We start from the raw sequence: 24,549 nt of genomic DNA on the forward strand, positions 1-24,549 counted from the left end.
TATCTATTTAGGAAATTATTCATTTATATTATTGGTTGTCATCGTAAAAAGCGTATTAATGATGTTTTATGAATTTTGGTTGGCTATTAAATATAGTGGAATATTAAGTTTTAGAAATAGGAAGCGTGATAAGTTTCTTTCTTTTATTACTATAACTTCTGTCCTTGGAATTGCAATTGGAGTTGCATCTTTGATAGTTGTTCTCTCAGTTATGAATGGTTTCCAGAAAGAAGTTAGAAATAGAATGCTTGCAGTAGTTCCACATATCGAATTGTCGATTCCAGGTCTAGATTATAGTGATTTCCATAATGAATATCAAAAGTTTAGCGATTTTATATTACATGATGATAATATAAAAAGCTCAGTTCCATTCTTGAATTCCCAGGCTATGATTTTAAAAGAATCAAGATTAATAGGAGTACAGGTACAAGGTATTAATAGTAATTTTATTGATGCTTATTGTTTAGATAAGAGTTTATTATCTGGTGATTTTCATAACCTAAAAGATGGATGTTTTAATACTATTATAGGATCTGAATTATCAAAAATGATGGATATAAATGTTGGAGATACAATTTTTCTTGTAGTTCCTTGTTTCTCTAGTAATTTATCTGGATTTACTCCTCGTTTAAAAAAATTTAAAATAGAAGGAATATTTTCATCTGGATATTATGAATATGATTCTAATGTTGTATATATAAGTATTAATGATGCAAGTAAGTTATTTATAGATAATGCAAAAAATGGTATTCGTATTAGTTTGTATGATGTTAGTTTAGCTCCTATTACATCATCTTATCTAAAAAACAATTTGCCTTATTATTTTAATATAGAAGATTGGTCCAGTACTAATAAATTTTGGTTTGATGCAGTTCAAACAGAAAAACGAATGATGTTCTTGATCTTGAGTATTATTATAGCTGTTGCAACATTTAATTTATTTTCTTCTTTGGTCATGTTGGTTACTGAGAAAAAATATGAAATATCTATATTGAGGACATTTGGTGCTAGATCTATTAATATTTTAATGATTTTTCTATTGAATGGATTATTTATAGGTTTTATTGGAACTGTTGTTGGGGTATTGTTTGGGGTTGTTGTTTCAAACAATGTTGATCAAATAGTTTCTTTTATTGAGAATATATTCCAAATAAATTTATTACCTAGAGATGCTTACTTTATAGATAAATTACCACATGATATCAATTACACAGAAGTTTTAAAAATTTCTGTTATGTCTATATGTATGTCTTTAATTTCTACTATATATCCTACTATTAGAGCATTGAAATTTTCACCAGCACAAGTTTTAAATCATGTTAGATAATATAGTATTAAAAGCTGATAATATTTGTAAAACTTATATAGATGATAATAATAATTCTATTAATATTCTTAACGGGGTTAATCTTTGTATTAATAAATCTGAAATAGTAGTTGTTGTTGGTTCATCTGGTTCTGGTAAGAGTACTTTATTACATATATTAGGGTTATTAGATGTTCCGTCATCAGGATCTGTAATTATTCAAGGATTAAATACAGTAAATTTATCAGAAAAACAAAAAAGTATTTTACGTAATGTTAACCTAGGTTTTATATATCAGTTTCATCATTTATTGCCAGATTTGTCAGTATTAGATAATGTTTCTATGCCATTAATTATAAGAAGAAATTCATTTATACAGGCGCGTTATGAGGCTAAAATAATATTGGATTTAGTAGGGTTGTCAGATAAAGAAAATAGGATGCCTTATACTCTATCTGGAGGAGAGCGCCAAAGAGTAGCTATAGCACGTTCAATGGTAACTAAACCTGATTGTGTGTTGGCTGATGAACCTACAGGTAGTTTAGACAAGGTAAATGCATATAAAATGTTTGATTTATTTACACAATTAAGAAGCAATTTTGGTTCTAGTTTTCTTATAGCAACACATGATTCTGATCTAATTTCTATAGCAGATAGAAAGTTAATTTTAGAACATGGTACTTTGTTAGAATATTAAATTTTATAAAAGTAAATATAATTATTTTTTATTTAGATTGGTGATTGAGCAAGTAAAGAAAAGAAAAAATTAAATCGATAAAATAATCTTTTGTTTTTATTATTTATTTTTATAAATTTCCCGGTTAATGAATTGAGTTACTCCAACATTTTAATAGATTTACATTGTCATTCTAATATTTCTGATGGACTTTTGTCTCCTGAGGAATTAGCACATGAGGTATTTGAACGTCGAATAAAAATCTGGTCATTAACTGATCACGATACTACTGAAGGATTATTAAGGGCGGAGTCTGAGTCTAAAAATCTAAATTTATTTTTTATCAATGGTGTGGAAATTTCATCCACATGGAATGATAAAGTTATACATATACTAGGTTTAAATATTGATTATAAAAATACATTATTGCTTAATCTTTTGGAAAAAAATAGAAATTTAAGAGAAGAGAGAGCTTTTTTAATTAGTAAATATTTAGACAGTTTAGGTTTTGTTGGTTCAGTTGATTTTATTTTATCTCATTTAAAGGTATGTAATTTTATTGGAAGGATGAATTTTGCTAGATTTTTAGTTTTTAAGGGTTATTGTAAAAATATCAAACAAGCTTTTTCTAAATATTTATCTGATAAAAAAGTTGGAAATATAAATACTAAATATCCTTCTATAGATCAAGTGATATTTTCAATTAAATCTTCAGGTGGTAAGGCATTTATAGCCCATCCATTTAAGTATATGTTTACTAACAATGATCTTTATACATTGATGAATCAATTTTCTAAGTTGGGTGGGGACGGTATAGAATTTCCTTTGATGGCTAATAAACACAATTATAAATTAACTATGGATCTAATTACTAGATATAATTTTTTGATTTCGTATGGTTCAGATTTTCACTCACATAAAGATGATTTAATGACTTTAGAAAAATATTCTAGTATTCCCAATAATCTTAAAAAAGCATGGTGGGATAGCTGATGTTTTTTTGTAACTATTTCATTGTATGATTAAAAATATTTCTTAATTTTTATAAATCATGTTTATTAATTACGTGTTAGAATAAAAGAAATATTTATTGGTTTAATTACATTAAATAATATTATTTAATTTTATTTCCAAGGTAAGATTTATATCGTGCTAATAGTTCAAAATTTATCAGGTTCATCAGCCATTTCTGATTTTCGTCGTCAAAACTTATTATCTAAATTAAATCTTTTAGGAGTTGAAGTATCAAATATAAATGCTCACTATGAGCATTTTATTCTGACAAATGAACATTTGTCAGAAAGCAATAATAATTTATTATCAAAATTATTAGAGTATGGTTCTAAATATTCTATAGAAAGTTTAGATGGTTATAAATTAGAATTATTAGTTTTACCACGTTTAGGAACAGTTTCACCATGGTCTAGTAAAGCAACTGATATTGCTCATAATTGTGGTTTAAATTCTGTAAGGCGTATAGAAAGAGGAATTCGTTATATCTTCTCATTTAAAAATGATTTGTCTAGTATTTCTGATGAGGATTTAAAAATATTATTGGATTGTGTGCATGATAGAATGACAGAAACTGTTGTCGATTCTGATTTTAATTTTGAAGAATTGTTTTCCTATAGTATTAGGAATGCTATGAGTACAGTACCTCTTATGAAAGAGGGTCGTGTTTCTTTAGATAAAGCAAATAAAGACCTTGGATTGGCTTTGTCTGAAGATGAAATTGATTATTTGGAAAAATCATTTTGTGATTTAAAAAGAGATCCAACGGATGTTGAGCTTATAATGTTTGCTCAAGCTAATAGTGAGCATTGCAGACATAAGATTTTTAATGCAAAGTGGTCCATAGACAATAAAGAACAAGAAAAGACCTTGTTTGAAATGATTAAAGACACTCATAATAATCAACCAAAAGGGACTATTGTTGCTTATTCTGATAATTCTGCAATTATGGAAGGTAGAAATTTAAATAATTTTAGATCATCTTATTCATCTGCAGAAAACAAGTTTGTATATAGCAAGTCTCAAACTATGTTGCACAATATTATGAAGGTTGAAACTCATAATCATCCAACAGCTATTTCTCCATTTCAAGGATCTTCTACTGGAGCCGGTGGTGAAATAAGAGATGAAGGAGCAACTGGACGAGGATCTAAGCCTAAAGCTGGTCTTACTGGTTTTACTGTTTCTCATTTGAGATTTAATGATTTGATACAGCCATGGGAAGAAGATTTTTATAAAATTCCGAGTCGTATATCTAGCCCATTGTCTATAATGATAGATGCTCCTTTAGGAGGAGCATCTTTTAATAACGAATTTGGACGACCAAATATTCTTGGTTATTTTAGATCATTTGAGCAGACTATAGGCAATGTGCATTGGGGGTATCATAAACCAATTATGTTAGCAGGTGGATTGGGGATAATAGATGCAAATTTAACCCATAAGAAAAGCATTCCTGAAGGAGCTCTATTGTTGCAATTGGGAGGTCCTGGTTTTCGTATTGGTATGGGTGGTGGTGCAGCATCTAGTATTTCTATAGGTGCTAATATTGAGAAATTGGATTTTAATTCTGTTCAAAGAGCTAATCCTGAAATTGAGAGAAGAGCTCAGGAAGTTATTGATCGTTGTTGGCAACAAGGGGAAAATAATCCAATATTGTCAATTCATGATGTTGGTGCAGGGGGGTTGTCAAATGCTTTTCCAGAACTAATTAATGATTCTAGAATGGGTGGTGTATTTGATTTAAATAGAATACCAGTAGAAGAGAATGGTATGTCTCCTGCTGAAATTTGGACTAATGAGTCTCAAGAGAGGTACGTGTTAGCTATTCTGCCTGAAAATTTAGAAAAATTTGGCATTATAGCTGCTAGAGAACGTTGCCCTTATAGTATAATAGGGGTTGCGATTAATGATCGACATTTGTATTTATTAGAAGGAAATAGTCATTCTAGTATTGATAGTCTTTTAAATATAAAGAAAGATATTAAGCAAAATAATCCAATTGATTTGCCTTTGAATATTATTCTTGGTAAACCACCTCGTCTAATAAAAAATGTTAAACATTCCTTGTATAAAAGTGATTCTTTAAATATTCAGAATGTTGTTTTGGATGATGCTATATCTAGAGTATTGAGTCATCCTACTGTGGCTAATAAATCATTCTTGATTAATATAGGGGATCGTTCTGTTGGTGGATTAGTAGCTAGAGATCAAATGATTGGTCCTTGGCAAATTCCTGTTTCTGATTGTGCAGTTACATTGGGAAGCTATGATTGTTTTTCTGGTGAGGCAATTGCTATAGGGGAGCGTTCTCCTATAGCAATTGTTAATTCTTCTGCTTCTGTGCGTTTATCTATTTCTGAGTCATTAACTAATTTAGTTGCTGCTGATGTTAAAAATATAGATGATATAAAATTATCTGCAAATTGGATGGCTTCTTGTGGTGATGATGGACAAGATGCCAGTTTATATGATGCTGTATCATCCGCTAGTAATTTTTGTAAAAAAATAGGACTTTCCATACCTGTTGGTAAAGATTCTTTATCTATGAAAACTATAACTGATGATAATTTGCATGTTGTTTCACCAGTTTCATTAATTGTTTCTGCTTTTTCTCCTGTTACTGATGTTAGGAAAACTCTAACTCCTCAATTAAAGAAAGATTTTAATACTAAATTAATATATATAGATCTGGGTTTTGCTAAAAATCGTTTAGGTGGTTCTATTTTAGCTCAAGTTTATAATCAATTTGGTAATGAAGTTCCTGATATAGATGATCCTTTAAAGTTAAAAGACTTTTTTTATGCTATAAGATCTCTTGCTGATAAGAATATGATTCTAGCATATCATGATAGATCAGATGGAGGTTTGTTTACTACTATTGCTGAGATGTCTTTTGCTGGACATATTGGTGTTTCTATTAATCTAGATGATTTGATTACTTCTAACAGTGATGAAAGTATTCTTAGATTATTATTTTCTGAAGAATTAGGGGCTGTTATTCAGATTCCTAGTGACTTATATAATGATGTAATGAATTGTCTTTCAGATTTTAATATATCTTCTAATTCTTATTTGTTAGGTTCTATAAATAAAGATGATAGTTTTGATATAAATTACAAGAATAAGATTATATGGAAAAAAGATCGTTCAGATTTAGGTTTAAAATGGAGTGATGTCGGTTATAGAATTTCTTCTTTGAGAGATAATCCTGAGTGTTCTAAGGAAGAATTAGATTTATGGAATGACAAAGAAGATCCTGGATTAAATCCGTTTCTATCTTTTGATTTTATGAAAGATAGTGATGTTGTTGCACCATATATTAATAAAAAGATACGTCCTAAAGTAGCTATATTGAGAGAACAAGGATGTAATAGTCATGTTGAAATGGCTTGGGCTTTTGATCAGGTTGGATTTACAGCGATAGATGTTCATATGACTGATTTGCTAAATAAAAAAGTAGATCTTTCTGATATGAATGGGTTAGTTGCTGTTGGTGGTTTTAGTTATGGCGATGTTTTAGGGGCAGGTGAAGGTTGGGCTCGTAGTATTCTTTTTAATAATTTATTACGTGATCAATTTTCTTCTTTCTTTTCTAATAAAAATACTTTCTCTCTTGGGGTATGTAATGGATGTCAAATGATGACTGCTTTATCTTCTATTATTCCTGGAGCAGATCATTGGCCTAGATTTACTCGTAACAAATCAGAAAAATATGAATCTCGTTTGTCAATGGTAGAAATTTCTCCTTCGCCTTCTATTTTTTTTCAAGGAATGACTGGATCAAGAATTCCTATAGTAGTTGCTCATGGTGAAGGTTATGCTGATTTTTCTCAATTTGGAAATATAGATCTTGTTTGTACTGCAGCTCGTTTTGTAGATAATAGAGGTAATATTACAGAATCATATCCAATGAATCCTAATGGTAGTCCTTCTGGTATAACAGCTGTTACTACAGATGATGGTAGAGTTACAGTTATGATGCCTCATCCTGAAAGAGTATCGCGTAATATTATGTTTTCATGGGCTCCTTCTAGCTGGCTTGATCATAGTGATCATAGTCCTTGGATGTATTTTTTTAAAAATGCTAGAACTTGGCTTTCTTAATCAAATTATTAAATACTGATAGTATCAGACATAAAAATATTTCTGATACATCAGTATTTATTCTATGTTTTGGGATTGTTCTCTTATTTTTTCTATAATCAATTTTATATCTATAGCATAGTGTGATATTTTTATATTTGTTGATTTAGAACCTAATGTGTTTATTTCTCTACCCATCTCTTGGGTTAAGTATTCTATTTTTTTACCAATAATTGTTTCATTTTTTAAATGAGTAATATTGAGAATTTCTTGTAAATGTATTCTTAATCTATCTAATTCTTCTGAAATATCAGTTTTTAATGCATTTACAGAAGATTCTTTAAATATTCTTTCTTTTATTTCTATGCTACTTATAGTGGTTAATCCGTTAGGAAATAACTCATTAATATTATTTTCTATTTTTTTAGAAAGCTTTTCTTGGTATTTTGATACATCTTCATCAATATATAATTCTATTTTTTTTATTATGGTGCTTATATCCTCAACATATTTTTTTATGATTTTAGAAAGATGTGATCCTTCTCTGATTCTATCTTTTTGCAAGTTATTTATTGCTTCAATTATTGCTGAGTTTATGATGTTTTCATTTATTTCCATATTTTCATATAATAATTGATCTTTATTTTTATAAAAAATATTGATAATCTCTGAAGAGTTTGGTGGTGAGGTATTGGGTATATTTTGTTTGATGTAATTTAGATGATTATTAATTTTTTTTATGAATTTTTCAAAATCATTATCTAATTTATTTCTTTTGTGGCCTATTTTTACTTCTATTTTTCCTCTTAAAATATTTTCTGTAATAGAGCTTCTAATTTGTTTCTCAATATGGCTATATGTTTCTGGAATGTTTATTTTGATATCTAGAAATCTGCTATTTAAACTACGTATTTCTATGAATAATGTTTCGTTCTCATTAATTTTTATTTGTGAGCTCCCAAAACCTGTCATACTATGCATATCTGTAATCACTTTATATTATGTTTTTTAAAATATTTTAGTCTATTATAATTTTTTATTAGACTATATGGTGACTTTATTTATAGGATGGGTTTATATATGAGTATTGTTCGTCCTTGTGGAAGATCATTTGATGAGATTCGCCCTGTTAAGATAGATAGACATTTTACTAATAATTCACAAGGATCTGTTCTAATAAGTATAGGAAATACTATTGTTCTTTGTACTGCTAATATTGTAGAAGGAGTTCCTGATTTTATAAAAGGTCAAAGAAAAGGATGGTTAACAGCTGAATATAGTATGTTGCCTGGATCAACTAATTCTAGAGTTAGTAGAGAGTCAGTAGTAGGCAAACAGAATGCTAGAACTCAAGAGATACAAAGATTTATTGGTCGTAGTTTAAGATCAGCATTTGATTTGAGTTTTTTGGGAGATAATACTATTAGAATAGATTGTGATGTTTTGCAAGCTGATGGTGGAACAAGATGTATTAGTATAACTGGTGCTTATATTGCTGTTATTGAAGCAATTTCATGGTTTAATAAAAAATATACAATTATAAATAATCCTATTGTTGAAAATATAGCAGCTATTTCTGTTGGTATTGTTGATAATAATATTTTATTAGACATGAACTATGAAGAAGATTCAAATTGTGAAGTAGACATGAATATTGTTATGAGTAACAGTGGTAATTTTATTGAAATACAATCTTCCAGTGAGAAGAAAACATTTGATAAAAGAAAATTGGATTTAATGTTATCTCTTGCAGAGAAAGGTATCTTAGAATTAATCTCTTATTATTAAGATAAAATCAATTATTTATTGAGGTGTTTTGTGAAGCCTAATATTGTTTCTTCATTAGACTCTTGGTTAAGTTATTTAGAATCAATACATCCTAAGAGTATTGACTTGAGTTTAGATCGCATAAAAATTGTTGCTGATGCTATGAATATTAGTATCAAAGCTATTAAGTTTATTATAGGTGGCACTAATGGTAAAGGATCGACATGTGCATTCTTAGAGTCTTTTTTATTGGAATCTGGTTATGCTGTTGGTCTATATACTTCACCTCATATAGTTTTGTTTAATGAACGTATTCGAGTTAATGGTAATTCTGTTGAAGATGAAGAAATTGTAGAAAACTTGTCTTATGTAGATAAATGCCGTGGAAAAATATCATTGACATATTTTGAGTTTACAACGTTGGCTGCTTTAAATATTTTTTCTAAAAATAATTTAGATGTTCTAATACTAGAAATAGGTTTAGGAGGAAGATTAGATGCTGTAAATATAATTGATGCAGATTGTTCTATTGTCACTAATATTGGGATTGATCATATTGAATGGCTAGGTGATACAAGAGATTTTATTGCAAAAGAAAAAGCTTTTATATATAGAAGTAATAAGCCTGCTATATGTGGAGATTTCTCTCCACCAGATTCTTTGTTAAATCATGCTTCTGAAATAAATACTAATTTATATTTAATAAATAAAGACTTTCAATATGAAATTGATATAGCAAACAGGGAATGGTCATATTTTGGTATTAATTATATATTTAAAAAACTACCTTTTCCAAAGATTTTTGGAGATAATCAAATTATAAATGCTTCTGTTGCTTTGGCTGCTTTAGATTTGTTAAATTATTACTTACCTGTTCAATATAAAAATATTTGCAGTGGAATTGAAAAAACATTTGTTCCTGGTCGTTTCCAGATAATATCAACTAACCCATCAATAATTATTGATGTTGCTCATAATTCTCATGCAGCAAGCATTCTTTCAAAAAATTTGCAGGCTATGGGTAGTTTTTCTAAAACATATGCTGTTATAGGAATGCTTAAAGATAAAGATTTAATAGACGTAATTAAAAAAACATCAATAAATATAGATTATTGGTATTGTGCTAGCACATATGGTTCAAGAGGATTAAAAGCTTCAGATCTATCACATGTTATAAATAAAACTATTGATTCTAATGATGTAATTACATATGATTTTAGTAGTCCATATCAAGCCTTATGTGCTGTTTTAAGTAAAGCTAGTGAGCAAGATAGAATAATAGTATTTGGTTCATTCACAACTGTTGCTGATATTTATAATAATATTCATCATATTTTATGAGCAATGTGTTATTGTTAATAATTACATAATATGGTTTGTATAGTGTTTTTATAATAATTTTGAAACAAATGATTATATCAATATTATTATTTGTTTTTTTGTGTATAGCAAATGTGTTGTTATAAATGAAAATATTTTTATTTTTAAAACAATAAATTATATAAAACAATAAATAAGGTATGTCTTTTATTCTAGAGATGCTGTTTTTTTAGATATTAACAATCTGAATTGTTAGTAGAAAAGAAGGTTTTAAAAAGTGAAATAGTATATTTTATTAAAACAAATTAGTCGTTATTGAATATAGTTATAAATAGCATGTGATAAAGAAAATAAAAAAATGAAGATTATATTTAAATTATTTTTTACATATTCTTTAAATTCTTAAAAGAATGCAGATAAAACTAGTAACTATATATTTAATTTTTCTATAAAACTATTTAGTGTAAAACTGTGAATTTTCTTGATTATATTTTTTTGATTATATTATTTCTTTCTTCCTTAATAGGGTTTTTTCGTGGTTTTATAAAAGAGTTTTTGTCTTTATCTGCTTATTTGGTTTCATTTGTAGTTGCAGTTTTATTTGCTCCTATTTTTAGTTGTTATTTAAATAATCATATAGAATCTTTATTTATAAAAGATTCTATATCTTATATAAGCACCTTTATAGTTTCTTTAATTCTTTGTTCTTTAGTTAGTAGCATGTTATCTTATTTTATATGCCAAATTGGCATTGCTAATGTAGATAGATTTCTTGGAATGATATTTGGCTTATTACGAGGAATGTTTTTAATTGTATTAATAGTTTTGTTTTGTTGTTGTATTAATTTGTCTCAAGAAAATTGGTGGAATAATGGTATTTTTATAGATCCTATAATGATGTTCATTGAGGATATTAAATTATATATACCATATTCTTACAAATTAAAAGATTGGCTTCCTTAATTTATTCAGGAAAAATAATTATGTGTGGAATTGTTGGTGTTATTGGACGTAGTCAGGTTAATCAGCTTTTATATGATGGTCTTTTACTTTTACAACATAGAGGTCAAGATGCTGCAGGTATTGCAACAGCAAACAATGGTTTGTTTAACCTTCATAAATCACATGGTCTTGTAAGGGATGTTTTTAAAACTCAAAACATGCTTTCTTTGCCTGGATTCCAAGGAATAGGTCAAGTTCGTTATCCTACAGCTGGTTCTAATAATAGCGAACATGAAGCACAACCATTTTATGTTAATGCTCCATTTGGAATTATGTTTGCTCACAATGGTAATTTAACAAACTGGAAAGAATTGAGAGAAGCTTTATATAAAAAAGATCAGCGACATATAAATACAAATTCCGATTCAGAGGTGTTATTAAATGTATTTGCTCACGAATTACATTCTGTATCGAATGGTATTTCTTTAGATGAAAATGCAATTTTTAAAGCTGTGGCTAATTTACATAAACAAGTTCGTGGTGCATATGCTGTTGTATCATTAATAGCTGGTTATGGTTTGGTCGCTTTTCGTGATATATATGGAATCAGACCTTTATGTATAGGTCGTCAGGATACAGATAAAGGTGTGGAATGGATGATTGCATCTGAGTCTGTAGCATTAGAAGGTAATGGTTTCAAGTTTGTAAGAGATGTAGCTCCTGGTGAAGCTGTATTCATAGATTTAGATGGAAATTTTTTTAGTAAAGTTTGTTCTAATGAGAGTGTTTTAACTCCTTGTATATTTGAATATATTTATTTTGCTAGACCTGATTCTTTTATAGATGGAGTATCTGTATATGATACACGTTTACGTATGGGAGAATATTTGGCTAAGAAAATTTCTAAGGAAATTAGTTCTGGTGATATTGATGTGGTTATACCTATACCTGATTCTTCCAGACCGGCTGCTATGCAATTAGCAGATTCTTTAAATTTAAACTATAAAGAAGGTTTGATTAAGAATCGTTATGTTGGTAGAACATTTATCATGCCAGGACAAGCAGTGCGCAGAAAATCTGTAAGGCAAAAATTAAATGCTATTGGGTCGGAATTTAAAAATAAAAATGTATTACTGGTAGATGATTCTATTGTTAGAGGAACAACAAGTAAAGAAATTGTAGAAATGGCAAGATCTGTTGGGGCCAAGAAGGTTTATTTTGCATCTGCAGCTTCTCAAATTAGATATCAAAATGTATATGGTATAGACATGCCAACTCAAAATGAATTGGTAGCTTCTAATAGAAGTGATGAAGAGGTAAGAAGATTTATAGGAGCAGATCATTTAATTTATCAAGATATAGATGACATGAAACAAGCTGTTAGAGATATAAAACCATCATTATCTAATTTTGAAGCTTCTTGTTTTGACGGGATTTATATAACGGGAGATGTTAATCCTGAATATTTATCTAAATTAAGTAATAGTAGAGTTTCTTAAAAAATCTATATATAATAATATAACAAAATAACACAATCGATGATTGTTAAGTTATTTTGTTATATTAATTCTAATTTAGTTCTTTCTTAGAGCAATTGAAAATGAGATTATAGTTAAAACTACAAACAAAGATAAACTCCAAATAAAATACTCTATTCCAAGTAGAATAACTGGATCATCTGCGCAAGAGGAGTATATATTAAATAACCAAGGCATTGCTGAATCAAATCCTGTGTTACTAATGATCTTATCTGCAGGAGTAATAACACATGATAAATTTTCAGAATGGAGTGCATTCTGAAGTAATGCTGCTATGATTCCCATGATACTAAGGATTCCTACTATAACTGCTACTATTTTGGATATCATAGTGTTTTTTATAAAGTAAGCAAAGAATGAAATTATTCCTATAAAGAAGAATAGCAGTCTTTGTACAACGCACCATGCACATGGTTGCATATCAAAAATATGTTGGGATATTAAAGCTGCCCCTAAAGATATTATACATAGAGTTGATATGAAAAGAAAAAGTTTGTCACCTAAATACTGTTTCATAGTAGTCTTTGTTTAGTACATAGAGATATTGATTTCTTTATCTCTATGTAGTTTGTATTATTATAATCTTTTATAAGAATGTGTTTACCAATCCTTGCACGCCTGCCCAGCAAACTTGAACTCCTAGGCAAAGCATAATAAATGCAGACAATCTCATAAATACTGCTGTACCACTTTCACCTAATTTATTTAGCATTTGTGAAGCAAACTTCATACAAATATAAAGAGTAAACGTGGCTAATAATATAGCAGGAACAGCACCTGAAAATTTTAGTAATGCATTAGAAAAATTTTCATCTAAGATGGATACTCCAACAGTGATTGCTCCAGCAATTGCACCAGGACCAAAAGTTACTGGAAAGGTAAGAGGATAAAAAGATTTAGAATTCGCTTTTTCTAAAGACATTGAGTTGTCCTGTGATGAATCATTTGATTTTTCATCAGATGCTGTGACAAGATTCCAGGCGCTATACATAATCAAAACTCCACCACCTATTCTCACTATAGGTAGAGAGATTCCGAATAATGCTAATATAGCGTTTCCTATTATCATAGTTGATATTAACATTATAGAAACATTAATGGCTACTTTTTTTGCTAGCATAACTCTTATTTCTTGAGAAGCTCCTTCGGTCATAGATAGAAATATTGGCGCAATGGCAGGAGGGTTTAAAAATGGCAATAGTGTTGCCAATGTAAATAAAAAACTTTTTATTAATGGAAATGAGGTATCTAACATAATAATATTATAGAAAAATTAAAATAATTTGTTTTGTTTTATGTAATTAAATATACATAGTATAGATTAATTGCCTGTTTTATTTGGCTATATTTATATAATTTGAATAAGTATTCATAGATAATTAATCCCTGACTAAGCAGAGTATCGTTATCTTTTATATCATATAGATACTCCTAATGTTATGTGCACTATCACTATGTGAATAATGCAATTGTTATTCATATAACCTAAGAAATTCTACTCATATTATCGTTTTGATAATATATTCAACTATTTTAGTAAAGATAACACAATTAGAGTATTCAGGAAATTATTAAAAAAAACTTATTGTTAAATATTTTTTATAAAATTTGGAGTTGATTTCATTTTTGGTGATATTGTTAGAATTTCATAGCCTTCATTTGTTACACATATAGTATGTTCCCATTGAGCTGAGATGCTATGATCTTTTGTTACAACTGTCCATCCATCTCCAAGATGCTTAATTTCTTTTCTACCAGCATTTATCATAGGTTCTATAGTAATAAGCATTCCTGTTTTTAAGAAATCACCCGTATTAGGTTTTCCATAATGTAAGACTTGAGGATCCTCATGAAAATTTCTTCCTATTCCATGTCCACAGTATTCACGTACTACTGAAAATCCATTAGATTCAGCATGAGTTTGTATCGCATAACCTATATCACCTAATCTTGCCCCATTACGAACTTTTTGAATGCCTTTCCACATACATTCATAAGTGACTTCAGATAATCTAAAGGCTAATATGTTAGGTTCTCCTACATGATACATTCTACTTGTGTCACCATACCAACCATCTTTAACTATGGTTACATCTATATTAAGAGAATCTCCATTTTTTAGAATTTTATCATTAGGGATGCCATGACATACTTGATGATTTACTGAAGTACATATTGATCCTGTGAATGGCGGGTATCCTGGAGGAGCATATCCTATAGTAGCTGATTGTACTTTTAATTCTTCTGTTAAATAATCAAAACAAAGTTCATCTAGTTTCTTAGTAGTGATGCCTGGTACAATGTGAGGCTCTATGAAATCAAGAATTTTTGCTGCATCTTGACATGCTGCTCTCATTTTGTCTAAATCAATTGGATTAGTTACTATTCCCATGTGTAATTTTAATATTTTTCTTAGGTTTAAAGGATAAATTTTTATATGTAAAAATCTGTAAGATTAATTAATATACTGAAATATAATTGTTAATCTTACAGTATTATTAATATTTTTTAAAAATTAGCTTATAATTTTAAAGTTAAATTAATTATTAATTAAAACTATTTTTATTAAATTTAATATTTTTATTTAAATAATTATTAATTATGACGATTATCTACTCAATTTTTACTAATTTTTGTATATAATATTATCTTTGTAATAGCACAACATATTATCCAGGGTGTCATTTTTATGTGATGCTTATATGTTGTAAGAAACTAACCCTAGGAGATTTTTACATGTCTATCATGCGTGAAATGTTAGAAGCAGGTGTTCATTTTGGCCATCAAACTCGTTATTGGAATCCTAAGATGGCTTCTTATATCTTTGGTCGTCGTAATAAAATCCATATTATTAATTTAGAAAAAACGGTAGAAAAATATCTAGAAGCTGTGGATTTTATTAAGAATGCTTCCTCTTCTAATAAAAACATCTTGTTTGTAGGAACTAAAAGAGCTGCTCGTGAATTCATTGCTGATGCAGCGGTAAAATGTAATATGCCTTATGTAAATCATAGGTGGCTTGGTGGCATGTTAACTAACTTTAAAACTGTTAAAGCTTCTATAAAACGATTAAAAGACATGGAAAATCAGGTTGAGAGTGGTAACACTGATAAGATGACTAAAAAAGAGTCTCTTTTGTTTCATCGTGAGCTTGATAAACTAAATAGATCTATTGGTGGGATTAAAAATATTTCTGGATTGCCTGATATTTTATTTGTTGTCGATGTTGGTTACCATAAAATAGCAATATCTGAAGCTAAAGCTTTAGGAATAAAAGTTGTTGCTGTTGTTGATACTAATCACTCTCCTGATGGAGTTGATTATGTTATTCCTGGTAACGATGATTCAGCTAAAGCTATATCCTTTTACACAAATGGAATTGCCAATGCAGTACTAGAAGGTCGTCAAAAAAATTTAGATAATATTGTTAATGCTATAAAAAATGAACCTGAAGAGTTTGTAGAAGAAGCATAGGAATATATTTTTTTATTTAATTTGGAATGGAATATTTTATGTCTAATATTAGTGCTGCTTTAGTTAAGGAACTGAGGTTAAAAACAGATGCTCCTATGATGGAATGTAAGAAAGCTCTTCTTGAGTCAGAAGGTGATATTGTTAGGGCTGAGGAAATTTTAAGAGTACGTTTAGGTAGTAAAGCAAGCAAAGTATCTTCTCGTATTGCTGCAGATGGTTTGATTGGTTTGTATATTAATGATGATTCAAATGTAGGATCGTTAATAGAAGTTAATTGTGAGACAGATTTTGTAGCAAAAAATATTGATTTTATTGATTTTGTAAATAATTTAGCTAAGATTGTTGCTGTTAATAATCCTAAAGATATAGATTCTTTGTTGTCACTTCCTTATGATGATAAAACTGTTGAGTTATATAGAGCATTTTTAGTTGGTAAAATTGGAGAGAATATTTCAATACGTAGATTTAATAGAATCTCTTCGAATAATAAAGTAGCTGGTTATAACCATAATGGTAAGATTGGGGTTTTGGTAAATTTTGATGGAGATCTATCAGTAGGAAAAGATATAGCTATGCATATTACAGCCACAAGACCTAAGGCTATTAATGTGGAAGGTATTAATAAGAGTGATTTAGAATCAGAAAAACTAGTTGCATCTGAAAAGGCCGCTAATTCTGGAAAATCTAAAGAAATAATTGAAAAAATGGTAGAGGGCTCAATCAATAAATTTATAAAAGAGGTTACTTTATTATCTCAACCATTTATAAAGAATGATAAACAAACAGTTCAACAGATGTTGGAAGGAACAAAGTCATCTATTTACGATTTTATCTGCTATTCTGTAGGAGAAGGAATAGAGAAAAAGAATGTTGATTTTGCTGCAGAGGTAGCATCTATGAGAGCCAATTAATTTTAATTTGCTTTTATGGTATTAGGTTTATTGTTTTAACTTAGCAATTTGGAAATACACACATATGAACAATAAACCATACAAGAGAGTGTTGTTAAAGCTTTCTGGTGAGGCTTTAATGGGCAGTGATAATTTTGGTATTAATAGGACAACTTTATCTTATATAACTACGGAAATTGTTAAAGTATTTAATTTGGGTATTGAAATAGCTATAGTTATAGGTGGTGGTAATATATTTCGTGGTGTTGCTCCTGGGGCTCAGGGTATGGATAGAGCAACAGCTGATTATATGGGCATGATGGCTACTATCATGAATGCTCTTGCTTTACAAGATGCTTTAAAATGTATAGGTATTAATGCCAGAGTTCAATCTGCTTTGAATATAGACCAAGTTGTTGAGCCTTATATTAGACCAAAAGCTTTGCGTTACCTTGAAGAAGGAAAAATTGTCATATTTGCTGCTGGTACTGGTAATCCTTTTTTTACTACTGATACTGCTGCTGCTTTACGAGGCGCTGAAATGGGAGTTGAAATTGTATTGAAAGCAACTAAAGTAGATGGAATATATAATTCAGATCCCAAAAAAGACCCCTTAGCAGTTTTGTATTCTAGTATTTCTTTTGATGAAGTTATGCTTCGTAGAATTGAGGTTATGGATGCTACAGCTTTTGCATTATGTAGAGATCAAAAATTACCTATAAAAGTATTTTCCATATACAAAACTGATGCTTTTAGAAGAGTTGTAAATGGCGAAAATGAAGGAACTTTAGTACATATTTAAAAGGTGCCGTTTATGGTTATAGATAATATATATAATTCAGCTGAATTAAAAATGAGCAAGTCTGTCGAAGTATTAAAATTAAACTTAGCTAAGATTCGTACTGGACGTGCTCATACAGGAATACTTGATCATATAAAGATTGATTATTATGGAACTCCTTCTTTGATTAGTCAGGTTGCTAATGTTAGTTTAATAGATGCAAGAACTATTAGCGTAACTCCTTATGAAAAAAATATGTTGGGCCATATAGAAAAATCTATTAGAGAGTCAGACCTTGGTTTGAATCCTATACCTATGGGAGATACTATAAGAGTTCCTATGCCTGTTTTAACAGAAGAAAGACGCCGAGATCTTGTAAAGATTTCAAAAAGTGAAGGTGAGGAAACTAAAATAGCCGTACGTAATATACGTCGTGAATGTAATGATTTAGTCAAAAGGATGTTAAAAGAAAAAGAAATATCAGAAAATGAAGAAAGAAAGATACAAGATTCTATTCAAAAAGTTACTGATTCTAAAATCTCAGAAATAGATAAAATGATTTCTCATAAAGAGTCGGAAATAATGATTATATAAATATTGTTTCTGATTTAAACAATCAATTTAATGTGAATTATGTCAATTAACTTAGAACTGCCAAAACATATTGCTATTGTTATGGATGGTAATGGTCGTTGGGCTAGTAGTAAATTTTTACCAAGAAGTTCTGGTCATTTAAAAGGTCTTCGATCACTTATTAGTATAGTAAATAAGTGTAAAGATATTGGTGTTAGTTATTTGACATTATTTGCTTTTAGTTCTGAAAATTGGAAGAGACCAGCAGAAGAAGTTTCTAGTTTAATGAATTTGTTTGTTAATGTTTTAGAAAAAGAAATTAATTATTTAGTCACAGAAGGTATTTGTTTACATGTGATAGGTGATATAACAGCCTTTGATTCTTATCTTCAGAGCCTAATAAAGATAGCAGTGTCTAAAACATCTGCCAATAATAAATTACATCTTACTATTGCAGCTAATTATGGTGGTCGTTGGGATATATTACAAGCTGTTAGATCTATTTTAGATCAAAATAATTCTTCTATATTATCTAATTGTGATAATGATTATGATTTATTTGTTAGTTATCTCTCTATGTCATGGGCTCCTGATCCAGATCTTTTTATAAGAACTGGAGGAGAGAGTCGTCTATCTAATTTTTTGATATGGCAACTTGCATATTCTGAATTGTATTTTACTGATGTGTATTGGCCTGATTTTAACACAATAGAATTAGAGAAAGCAATTAAATGGTATAAAAGTAGAGAAAGAAGATTTGGTAAAACTAGTGAACAATTATTAGATGGGTGTAAAGGTTAATGTTTGAATTATTAAAACAGAGATTTATAACTGCCTTATTGCTATTACTTATATTATCTTTCTCTTTACTATCTGATAATAAAGGTAATTTTATTTTATTAATTACATTTCTTGTATCCATGGTTTTTTTAGAATGGACCAGAATGTCAATTTTTATGTTTGTTAATAATTTTATTTTGTATTTTATATCATTTATATTATTTTCTTGTTTGTTTATTTTTTCTAATAAAATACTTATGTATAGTGATGTATTTTATATATTGTTATTTACAGTTTGTGCTATATGGTTGTTAGTGGCTACTATTTCTATAATATATGCTCGTAGGTTTTGCTATATTGAAAAGATATTCTGGTCATTGTTTTCTATACCTGCATGTCTTTCTGTTTGGTTTTCTGTTGTGTTATTTTATGTTTTTTATGGAAGTTGGTTTTTATTATCTTTATTGATACCAGTATGGATTATAGATATATTGGGTTATTTTTCAGGTAAATTAATAGGTAAAGTTAAATTAGCTCCATTAGTTAGTCCAGGTAAAACCATAGAAGGATCTTTATTTGGATTATTTTTTGCATTCTTATGGTTTATATTAAGTGCTTATTTACCTGGAAGTTTTGCTTGTTTTATTTTAGAAAAATATTCTTTATTTGTGTCTTCGGTTCTGTTTTTTGTATTATGTTTCTCTTCTATAGTTGGAGATCTTTTTGAATCTTTATTAAAGCGCAATTATAGTTTAAAAGATTCTAGTAATTTTCTTCCTGGTCATGGTGGTTTTTTTGATAGATTAGATTCTATTATTCCTTTTTTACCTATTGCTATAATGATTTCTGGTGTAATAGGGTGAAAATATAAAATATTTCTATTTAGAAAAGTTCTTTTTATGATAAAAAAGATTGAATATAGATTTTTATATTATTGTTTATTTATAATTATTTATTAATCTTTCTTAATAAATATAGAATTTACTGGTTTTTAATTTGTTTTTTATAACATTCATTTTTATGATCTTTTGAAAATACTCTAATAATTATCTAACTCTTATTTATAAGATAATTATTTATATGTCATTCTTAAAATACATTTTTAATTATTATGTGAGTTATATTAAGACTATACTTATAGTATAGTTGTACTTATTAGTTTATTTTTGGGGTAATTTTTTATTAAGATTCTTAAGAACATATTTATATTAGATTTATGAAAATATTTCTTAGATTGATTTTATATCTGAAAATATAATGATTGTTATATTTTTCTTAAAAACAATTTTATGTATATATATGATATATCTATTTATATTTAATATTAATCTATTGTCCATAGTTTTATTTATATATGAGATGATTTCTTTTACTTAAAGAGTTTATTTGGAATGCTTTTTTATATAATTAATTTATTTAGAAAATTAAGAAGAATATTTTTTTTGTTTCTAATTAGTCTTTCAAGCTATAGTTATTCCTTCGAACCATTTGTATTAAAGAATATTATTATTAATGGAAATTTTTATACCCATCAAGATTATATAATTAAATTATTGCCAATTAAATTTGGTGATGTTTTTTATGAAAATAATATTAAAGAATCAATAAATAAGTTATACGAAACAGGTTGTTTTGCAGATATAAAGATTCTTGTAAGTAATGATGTAGTTAATATTAATCTCAAAGAAAATCCTATTATTAATTCTTTAGATATCATAGGAGTAAAATCATTTGACAGTAATTATTTCTTTAATTTATTTGATGAATATTCTTTGCTAACTGGAGAGTTTTTAAATAAATCAACTTTAGATAGAGTTGTTAGAGAAATCAAAAAACATTATTCAACAAAAGGTTTAAATAATGTTTATGTTGATTATCATATTAAAAATATATCTGATAATCTTGTTAAGATAGATTTTTTTGTAAAAGAACCTAAATGTTCTAAGATAAAATCTATAGAAATTATAGGAAATCAAAATTTTTCCAAAAAAGAAATACTTAATTTATTTCAATCTACATCATCTGGACCATTAACATGGTACACAAAAACTGATAATTTTATTCATGATAAGATTGATAATGATATTGATAACTTAAAAACATTTTATATGAATTTGGGTTATATGGATTTTTCTGTCTTGAGTAAGCAAATTAATTTTTCTAAAGATAATAGTTCTATATATGTATATATATTTATAAAAGAAGGTCAGAAGTATAAAGTTAATGATATTCAACTAATTGGCAATTTGAATGGTTTAGATAAAGAAATAAGAAATCTAATTAATATTAAAACTGGAGATACATTCTCATTAGATAAGTTAAATTCAATTTCTAGAAATATTAAAGAATTATTAGGAAATTATGGATATGCTTTTGCAGATGTTTCAATTCTTACAAAAAAAGAAAAGTTAGATTGTCTAACTAATATTATTTTTAAAGTAGATCTTGGAGTAAAAACTTATATAAACAAAGTTAGAATTATTGGTAATTCTCGAACTAGGGATATAGTTATAAGACGTGAGATGAAGCAATTAGAATCTTCTCTATATAATTATAAAGATATAAAATTATCCAAAGATCGTATAGAAAAATTAGGTTTTTTTGGTAATGTCGATTTTAAATTACAGCAATTTAGTAACTCGGAAGATTTAATAGATATAGATGTATCTATTATAGAAAAGCCAACAGGTATAGCAAATTTAAGTTTTGGTTATGGTTCTTCTGAAAAATCTATATTATCAGCAAGTATTAGTGAAGATAATATTTTTGGTAGTGGAACGGATTTATCATTGCAGTTGAATAAAAGTAAAGCTGGTAATAATATTGTCATTTCATATCATGATCCTTATTTTACTAAAAATGCTATTAGTAATGTATTATCTTCTTATTATAAATCTAATAATCCTGTAGATAACAATGGTAATTATAAATTAAGATCAATGGGTATAGGGGCTAATTTTGGTCTTCCTATTTCTGATATTAATAAGGTTTTCTTAGGTTCTTCATTTGAGAATAATAAAATAATTCTTTATAAAAAATCATCATCAATTTATCATAGATTTGTTAATGATTATGGTAATAGAACTAATGCTATAATATTTAATTCTGGATGGTCTCAAGATACTCGTGATTCTATATTGACACCAAGTTGTGGTATGTATACTAAGTTGTTATTTGATTTATCAACTTATAATTTGAGATATCTTAACTTTAGCGCTCAACATCAACATTATTTTAAAATTGATAATATTGTTTTGGCCTTAAATGGCATGTTTGACTATGGTTTTAGCTATAGCAATAAAAAATATCCAGCAATAAAGAATATTTATGCAGGAGGAATAGGAACAATTAGAGGTTATTATCCATCTTCTGTTGGTCCTAAAGATTTAAAAACTGGAGAGTATTTAGGTGGTTCTGTAAGAATGGTTGCTAATGCACAAATTTATTTTCCTTTTCCAGGCGGTAGTAGAGATAAATCTTTAAGATGTTTTATATTTAGTGATTTAGGAAAAGTTTTTTCTGATAAAAAAACAATAAAACATCATAATAAATCTTATAATAATTATGTTTATAATTGTGGGTGGCGTTCTTCAGTTGGTATTGGATTATCTTGGCAGTCACCTCTTGGTCTTATGAATATTTCTTACGGTATTCCCATAAATAACTCTAAGGAAGATAATATCCAAAAATTACAGTTTCAAATTGGGACTGGTTTTTAGCTAAATAACTATTTATTTTTTATTATTAACAGTATATATATATTATGTTCTACAATTTATTTTATTTAAAAGTTGCACAAATTAGATTTTATTTTTCTTGTTTTTTTGCAATCTTTTTATTATTTGCTCCTTTTAATGTTTACTCAAACATAAAAATTGGTTTTGTAAATACTGAGAGTATTTTAAAAGATTCTAATCCAGGTAAAAATGCTCAACTAAAAATTGAATTAGAATTCAAGAAACGTGAAGAAGAATTACGTTCTTTAGAATCAGAATTACGTTTAGGAATTAATCAACTTGAAAAAGATTCTTTAGTTTTATCAGAAAAAGATAAGATGAATAAACAAAGAGATTTAAGTAAGATAGATATTGATCTTCAACGTAAACGTCAGGCTTTTCAAGAGGATTTTAATAGACGAAGGAATGAAGAATTTTCTGCAGTTGTTTTATTGGCTAACGAATGTATAAAAAGAATAGCAGAACAAGATAATTACGATATTATTTTTGAAGATGCAGTAGCTGTTAGTCCTCGTATTGATATAACAGAAGAAATTATTAATATTTTGAATGGGTAAAACAGTTTTTATGCCTATTATTTTAGATGAACAAAACGCTGTATCTATTACTGAATTATTAAATTCTATTAAATCTGATGGTATCAATTGGTCTTTAAAGACTAATTGTAAACTGGATAATATTTTAATTAGAGGTATATCTAGCTTATCTTCAGCTTCTTTTTATGATGTTAGTTTTTTTATAAATAACAAGTATAGAAAGGATCTATTATCTAGTAATGCTGGTGTTGTTATAGTCCATGAGAATCTTTATACAGAACAAATAAACAGAGATTTAAAAAAAATTAAATGTTTTATTGTGTCTGACAATCCATATCTTTTGTATTCAAAAATTGCTACTTGGTTTGATAAAATTAAATCATCTGGTAATGATAATTTATCATATATAGATTCATCTTCACATATATCTCCTACTGCTGATATTGCAGAGGGAGTTAGAATAGGGCCTTTTTGTGTAATAGGTTCTAATGTAAAGATAGGTGAAGGTAGTATAATAGAAGCTTCTTCTATTATAAGTTCTGGATCTATTATAGGAAAGAATTGTAAATTATTTCCTAGAGTTACATTATATAAAGATGTTCTAATTGGTGATAATAATATTTTACATACAGGTGTTGTATTGGGTGCTGATGGGTTTGGATATGCCATAGACAAACGAAATAGTAATGTTTCATGGAGTAAAATTCCGCAATTAGGTAGTGTAATTATAGGAAATAATGTAGAGATAGGAGCTAATACTACAGTTGATAGAGGATCATTGGATAATACTCTTATAGAGAATGGTGTAAAAATAGATAATCAAGTGATGATAGGTCATAATGTTTCAATTGGTGAACATACAGCAATTGCAGCGTGTGTAGGTATAGCTGGTTCTACTTTTATTGGTAAAAGGTGCACTATAGGAGGTGCAGCTATGATATCTGGTCATTTACATATATCTGATGATGTGCATATATCTGGTGGTACAACTATTATATCTAATATTATTAAATCTGGTAAATATACTGGTATTTATCCTTTTTCTAGACATATAGAGTGGCAACGTAACGCTCCTGTTATATCTCATTTAGCTAATTTAAGAAGAAAAATAAAATTTTCATAATCCACTAAA

Annotated in this window: 21 protein-coding genes; 17 read left to right on the top strand and 4 right to left on the bottom strand. The window is 28.0% G+C overall.

Annotated elements, in window-relative coordinates; translation table 11 throughout:
• Positions 1 to 61 precede the first annotated feature (61 nt).
• The 4 genes from CDSE_RS01650 (at position 62) to purL (ending at position 7,100) form a co-directional block, all read left to right on the top strand.
• Positions 62 to 1,327 carry a lipoprotein-releasing ABC transporter permease subunit gene (locus tag CDSE_RS01650; protein ID WP_041186210.1) on the top strand — a complete coding sequence of 422 codons (1,266 nt, stop codon included), beginning with the start codon at positions 62 to 64 and terminating at the stop codon, positions 1,325 to 1,327.
• Positions 1,317 to 2,003 carry an ABC transporter ATP-binding protein gene (locus tag CDSE_RS01655; RefSeq protein ID WP_015396274.1) on the top strand — a complete coding sequence of 229 codons (687 nt, stop codon included), beginning with the start codon at positions 1,317 to 1,319 and terminating at the stop codon, positions 2,001 to 2,003. Before CDSE_RS01650 ends, CDSE_RS01655 begins: the two co-directional genes overlap by 11 nt.
• A gap of 132 nt (positions 2,004 to 2,135) precedes the next feature.
• A complete protein-coding gene (locus CDSE_RS01660; protein ID WP_015396275.1) occupies positions 2,136 to 2,975 on the top strand; it encodes a PHP domain-containing protein in 840 nt (279 codons plus the stop codon).
• 156 nt (positions 2,976 to 3,131) lie between these two features.
• A complete protein-coding gene (gene purL, locus CDSE_RS01665) occupies positions 3,132 to 7,100 on the top strand; it encodes a phosphoribosylformylglycinamidine synthase (RefSeq protein WP_015396276.1) in 3,969 nt (1,322 codons plus the stop codon).
• Positions 7,101 to 7,157: 57 nt separating this feature from the next.
• Here the strand turns inward: purL and CDSE_RS01670 are convergent, their stop codons facing one another.
• A complete protein-coding gene (locus tag CDSE_RS01670) occupies positions 7,158 to 8,060 on the bottom strand; it encodes a YicC family protein (protein WP_015396277.1) in 903 nt (300 codons plus the stop codon).
• A gap of 99 nt (positions 8,061 to 8,159) precedes the next feature.
• Here CDSE_RS01670 and rph point away from each other — a divergent pair, with 99 nt between their 5' ends.
• From rph to purF, 4 genes are all read left to right on the top strand, one after another.
• Positions 8,160 to 8,867, top strand: a complete 708-nt coding sequence (rph, locus tag CDSE_RS01675; protein ID WP_041186211.1) for a ribonuclease PH — start codon at positions 8,160 to 8,162, stop codon at positions 8,865 to 8,867.
• Positions 8,868 to 8,897: 30 nt separating this feature from the next.
• On the top strand, positions 8,898 to 10,187 hold the full coding sequence (folC, locus tag CDSE_RS01680) for a bifunctional tetrahydrofolate synthase/dihydrofolate synthase (RefSeq protein WP_015396279.1): 1,290 nt from the start codon (positions 8,898 to 8,900) through the stop codon (positions 10,185 to 10,187).
• Positions 10,188 to 10,637: 450 nt separating this feature from the next.
• Positions 10,638 to 11,129 carry a CvpA family protein gene (locus CDSE_RS01685; protein WP_015396280.1) on the top strand — a complete coding sequence of 164 codons (492 nt, stop codon included), beginning with the start codon at positions 10,638 to 10,640 and terminating at the stop codon, positions 11,127 to 11,129.
• Between the two features lie 20 nt (positions 11,130 to 11,149).
• Complete coding sequence (purF, locus tag CDSE_RS01690) at positions 11,150 to 12,607, top strand: amidophosphoribosyltransferase (RefSeq protein ID WP_015396281.1); 1,458 nt, start codon at positions 11,150 to 11,152, stop codon at positions 12,605 to 12,607.
• Positions 12,608 to 12,682: 75 nt separating this feature from the next.
• Here purF and CDSE_RS01695 read toward each other — a convergent pair whose 3' ends face one another.
• From CDSE_RS01695 to map, 3 genes are all read right to left on the bottom strand, one after another.
• Positions 12,683 to 13,162, bottom strand: a complete 480-nt coding sequence (locus CDSE_RS01695) for a disulfide bond formation protein B (protein ID WP_015396282.1) — start codon at positions 13,160 to 13,162, stop codon at positions 12,683 to 12,685.
• Between the two features lie 70 nt (positions 13,163 to 13,232).
• Complete coding sequence (locus CDSE_RS01700; protein WP_015396283.1) at positions 13,233 to 13,901, bottom strand: MarC family protein; 669 nt, start codon at positions 13,899 to 13,901, stop codon at positions 13,233 to 13,235.
• Positions 13,902 to 14,234: 333 nt separating this feature from the next.
• On the bottom strand, positions 14,235 to 15,038 hold the full coding sequence (map, locus tag CDSE_RS01705; RefSeq protein ID WP_015396284.1) for a type I methionyl aminopeptidase: 804 nt from the start codon (positions 15,036 to 15,038) through the stop codon (positions 14,235 to 14,237).
• Positions 15,039 to 15,382: 344 nt separating this feature from the next.
• Between map and rpsB the strand changes: the two genes are divergently transcribed.
• The 9 genes from rpsB to lpxD all read left to right on the top strand — a co-directional run bounded on the left by rpsB (position 15,383) and on the right by lpxD (position 24,540).
• Entirely contained in the window at positions 15,383 to 16,120 is a 738-nt protein-coding gene (gene rpsB, locus CDSE_RS01710; RefSeq protein ID WP_015396285.1) for a 30S ribosomal protein S2, read from the top strand.
• A gap of 38 nt (positions 16,121 to 16,158) precedes the next feature.
• On the top strand, positions 16,159 to 17,031 hold the full coding sequence (gene tsf, locus CDSE_RS01715) for a translation elongation factor Ts (protein WP_041186212.1): 873 nt from the start codon (positions 16,159 to 16,161) through the stop codon (positions 17,029 to 17,031).
• Positions 17,032 to 17,095: 64 nt separating this feature from the next.
• Entirely contained in the window at positions 17,096 to 17,812 is a 717-nt protein-coding gene (gene pyrH / locus CDSE_RS01720) for a UMP kinase (RefSeq protein ID WP_015396287.1), read from the top strand.
• A gap of 12 nt (positions 17,813 to 17,824) precedes the next feature.
• Positions 17,825 to 18,385 (top strand): ribosome recycling factor, encoded by a 561-nt coding sequence (gene frr / locus CDSE_RS01725; RefSeq protein WP_015396288.1) that lies wholly within the window; start codon positions 17,825 to 17,827, stop codon positions 18,383 to 18,385.
• 39 nt (positions 18,386 to 18,424) lie between these two features.
• The gene (gene uppS / locus CDSE_RS01730) at positions 18,425 to 19,165 is read left to right on the top strand and encodes a polyprenyl diphosphate synthase (RefSeq protein WP_015396289.1); all 741 of its coding nucleotides are present in this window, start codon (positions 18,425 to 18,427) and stop codon (positions 19,163 to 19,165) included.
• Entirely contained in the window at positions 19,165 to 20,007 is an 843-nt protein-coding gene (locus CDSE_RS01735) for a phosphatidate cytidylyltransferase (protein ID WP_015396290.1), read from the top strand. Before uppS ends, CDSE_RS01735 begins: the two co-directional genes overlap by 1 nt.
• Positions 20,008 to 20,535: 528 nt before the next feature.
• On the top strand, positions 20,536 to 22,863 hold the full coding sequence (gene bamA / locus CDSE_RS01740) for an outer membrane protein assembly factor BamA (RefSeq protein WP_015396291.1): 2,328 nt from the start codon (positions 20,536 to 20,538) through the stop codon (positions 22,861 to 22,863).
• A 44-nt stretch (positions 22,864 to 22,907) separates the two neighbouring features.
• A complete protein-coding gene (locus tag CDSE_RS01745; protein WP_015396292.1) occupies positions 22,908 to 23,438 on the top strand; it encodes an OmpH/Skp family outer membrane protein in 531 nt (176 codons plus the stop codon).
• Between the two features lie 10 nt (positions 23,439 to 23,448).
• Entirely contained in the window at positions 23,449 to 24,540 is a 1,092-nt protein-coding gene (lpxD, locus tag CDSE_RS01750) for a UDP-3-O-(3-hydroxymyristoyl)glucosamine N-acyltransferase (RefSeq protein ID WP_041186257.1), read from the top strand.
• Positions 24,541 to 24,549: the final 9 nt, after the last annotated feature.

Source organism: Candidatus Kinetoplastibacterium desouzaii TCC079E (assembly GCF_000340795.1).
GTDB classification, from domain to species: Bacteria; Pseudomonadota; Gammaproteobacteria; order Burkholderiales; family Burkholderiaceae_B; genus Kinetoplastidibacterium; species Kinetoplastidibacterium desouzai.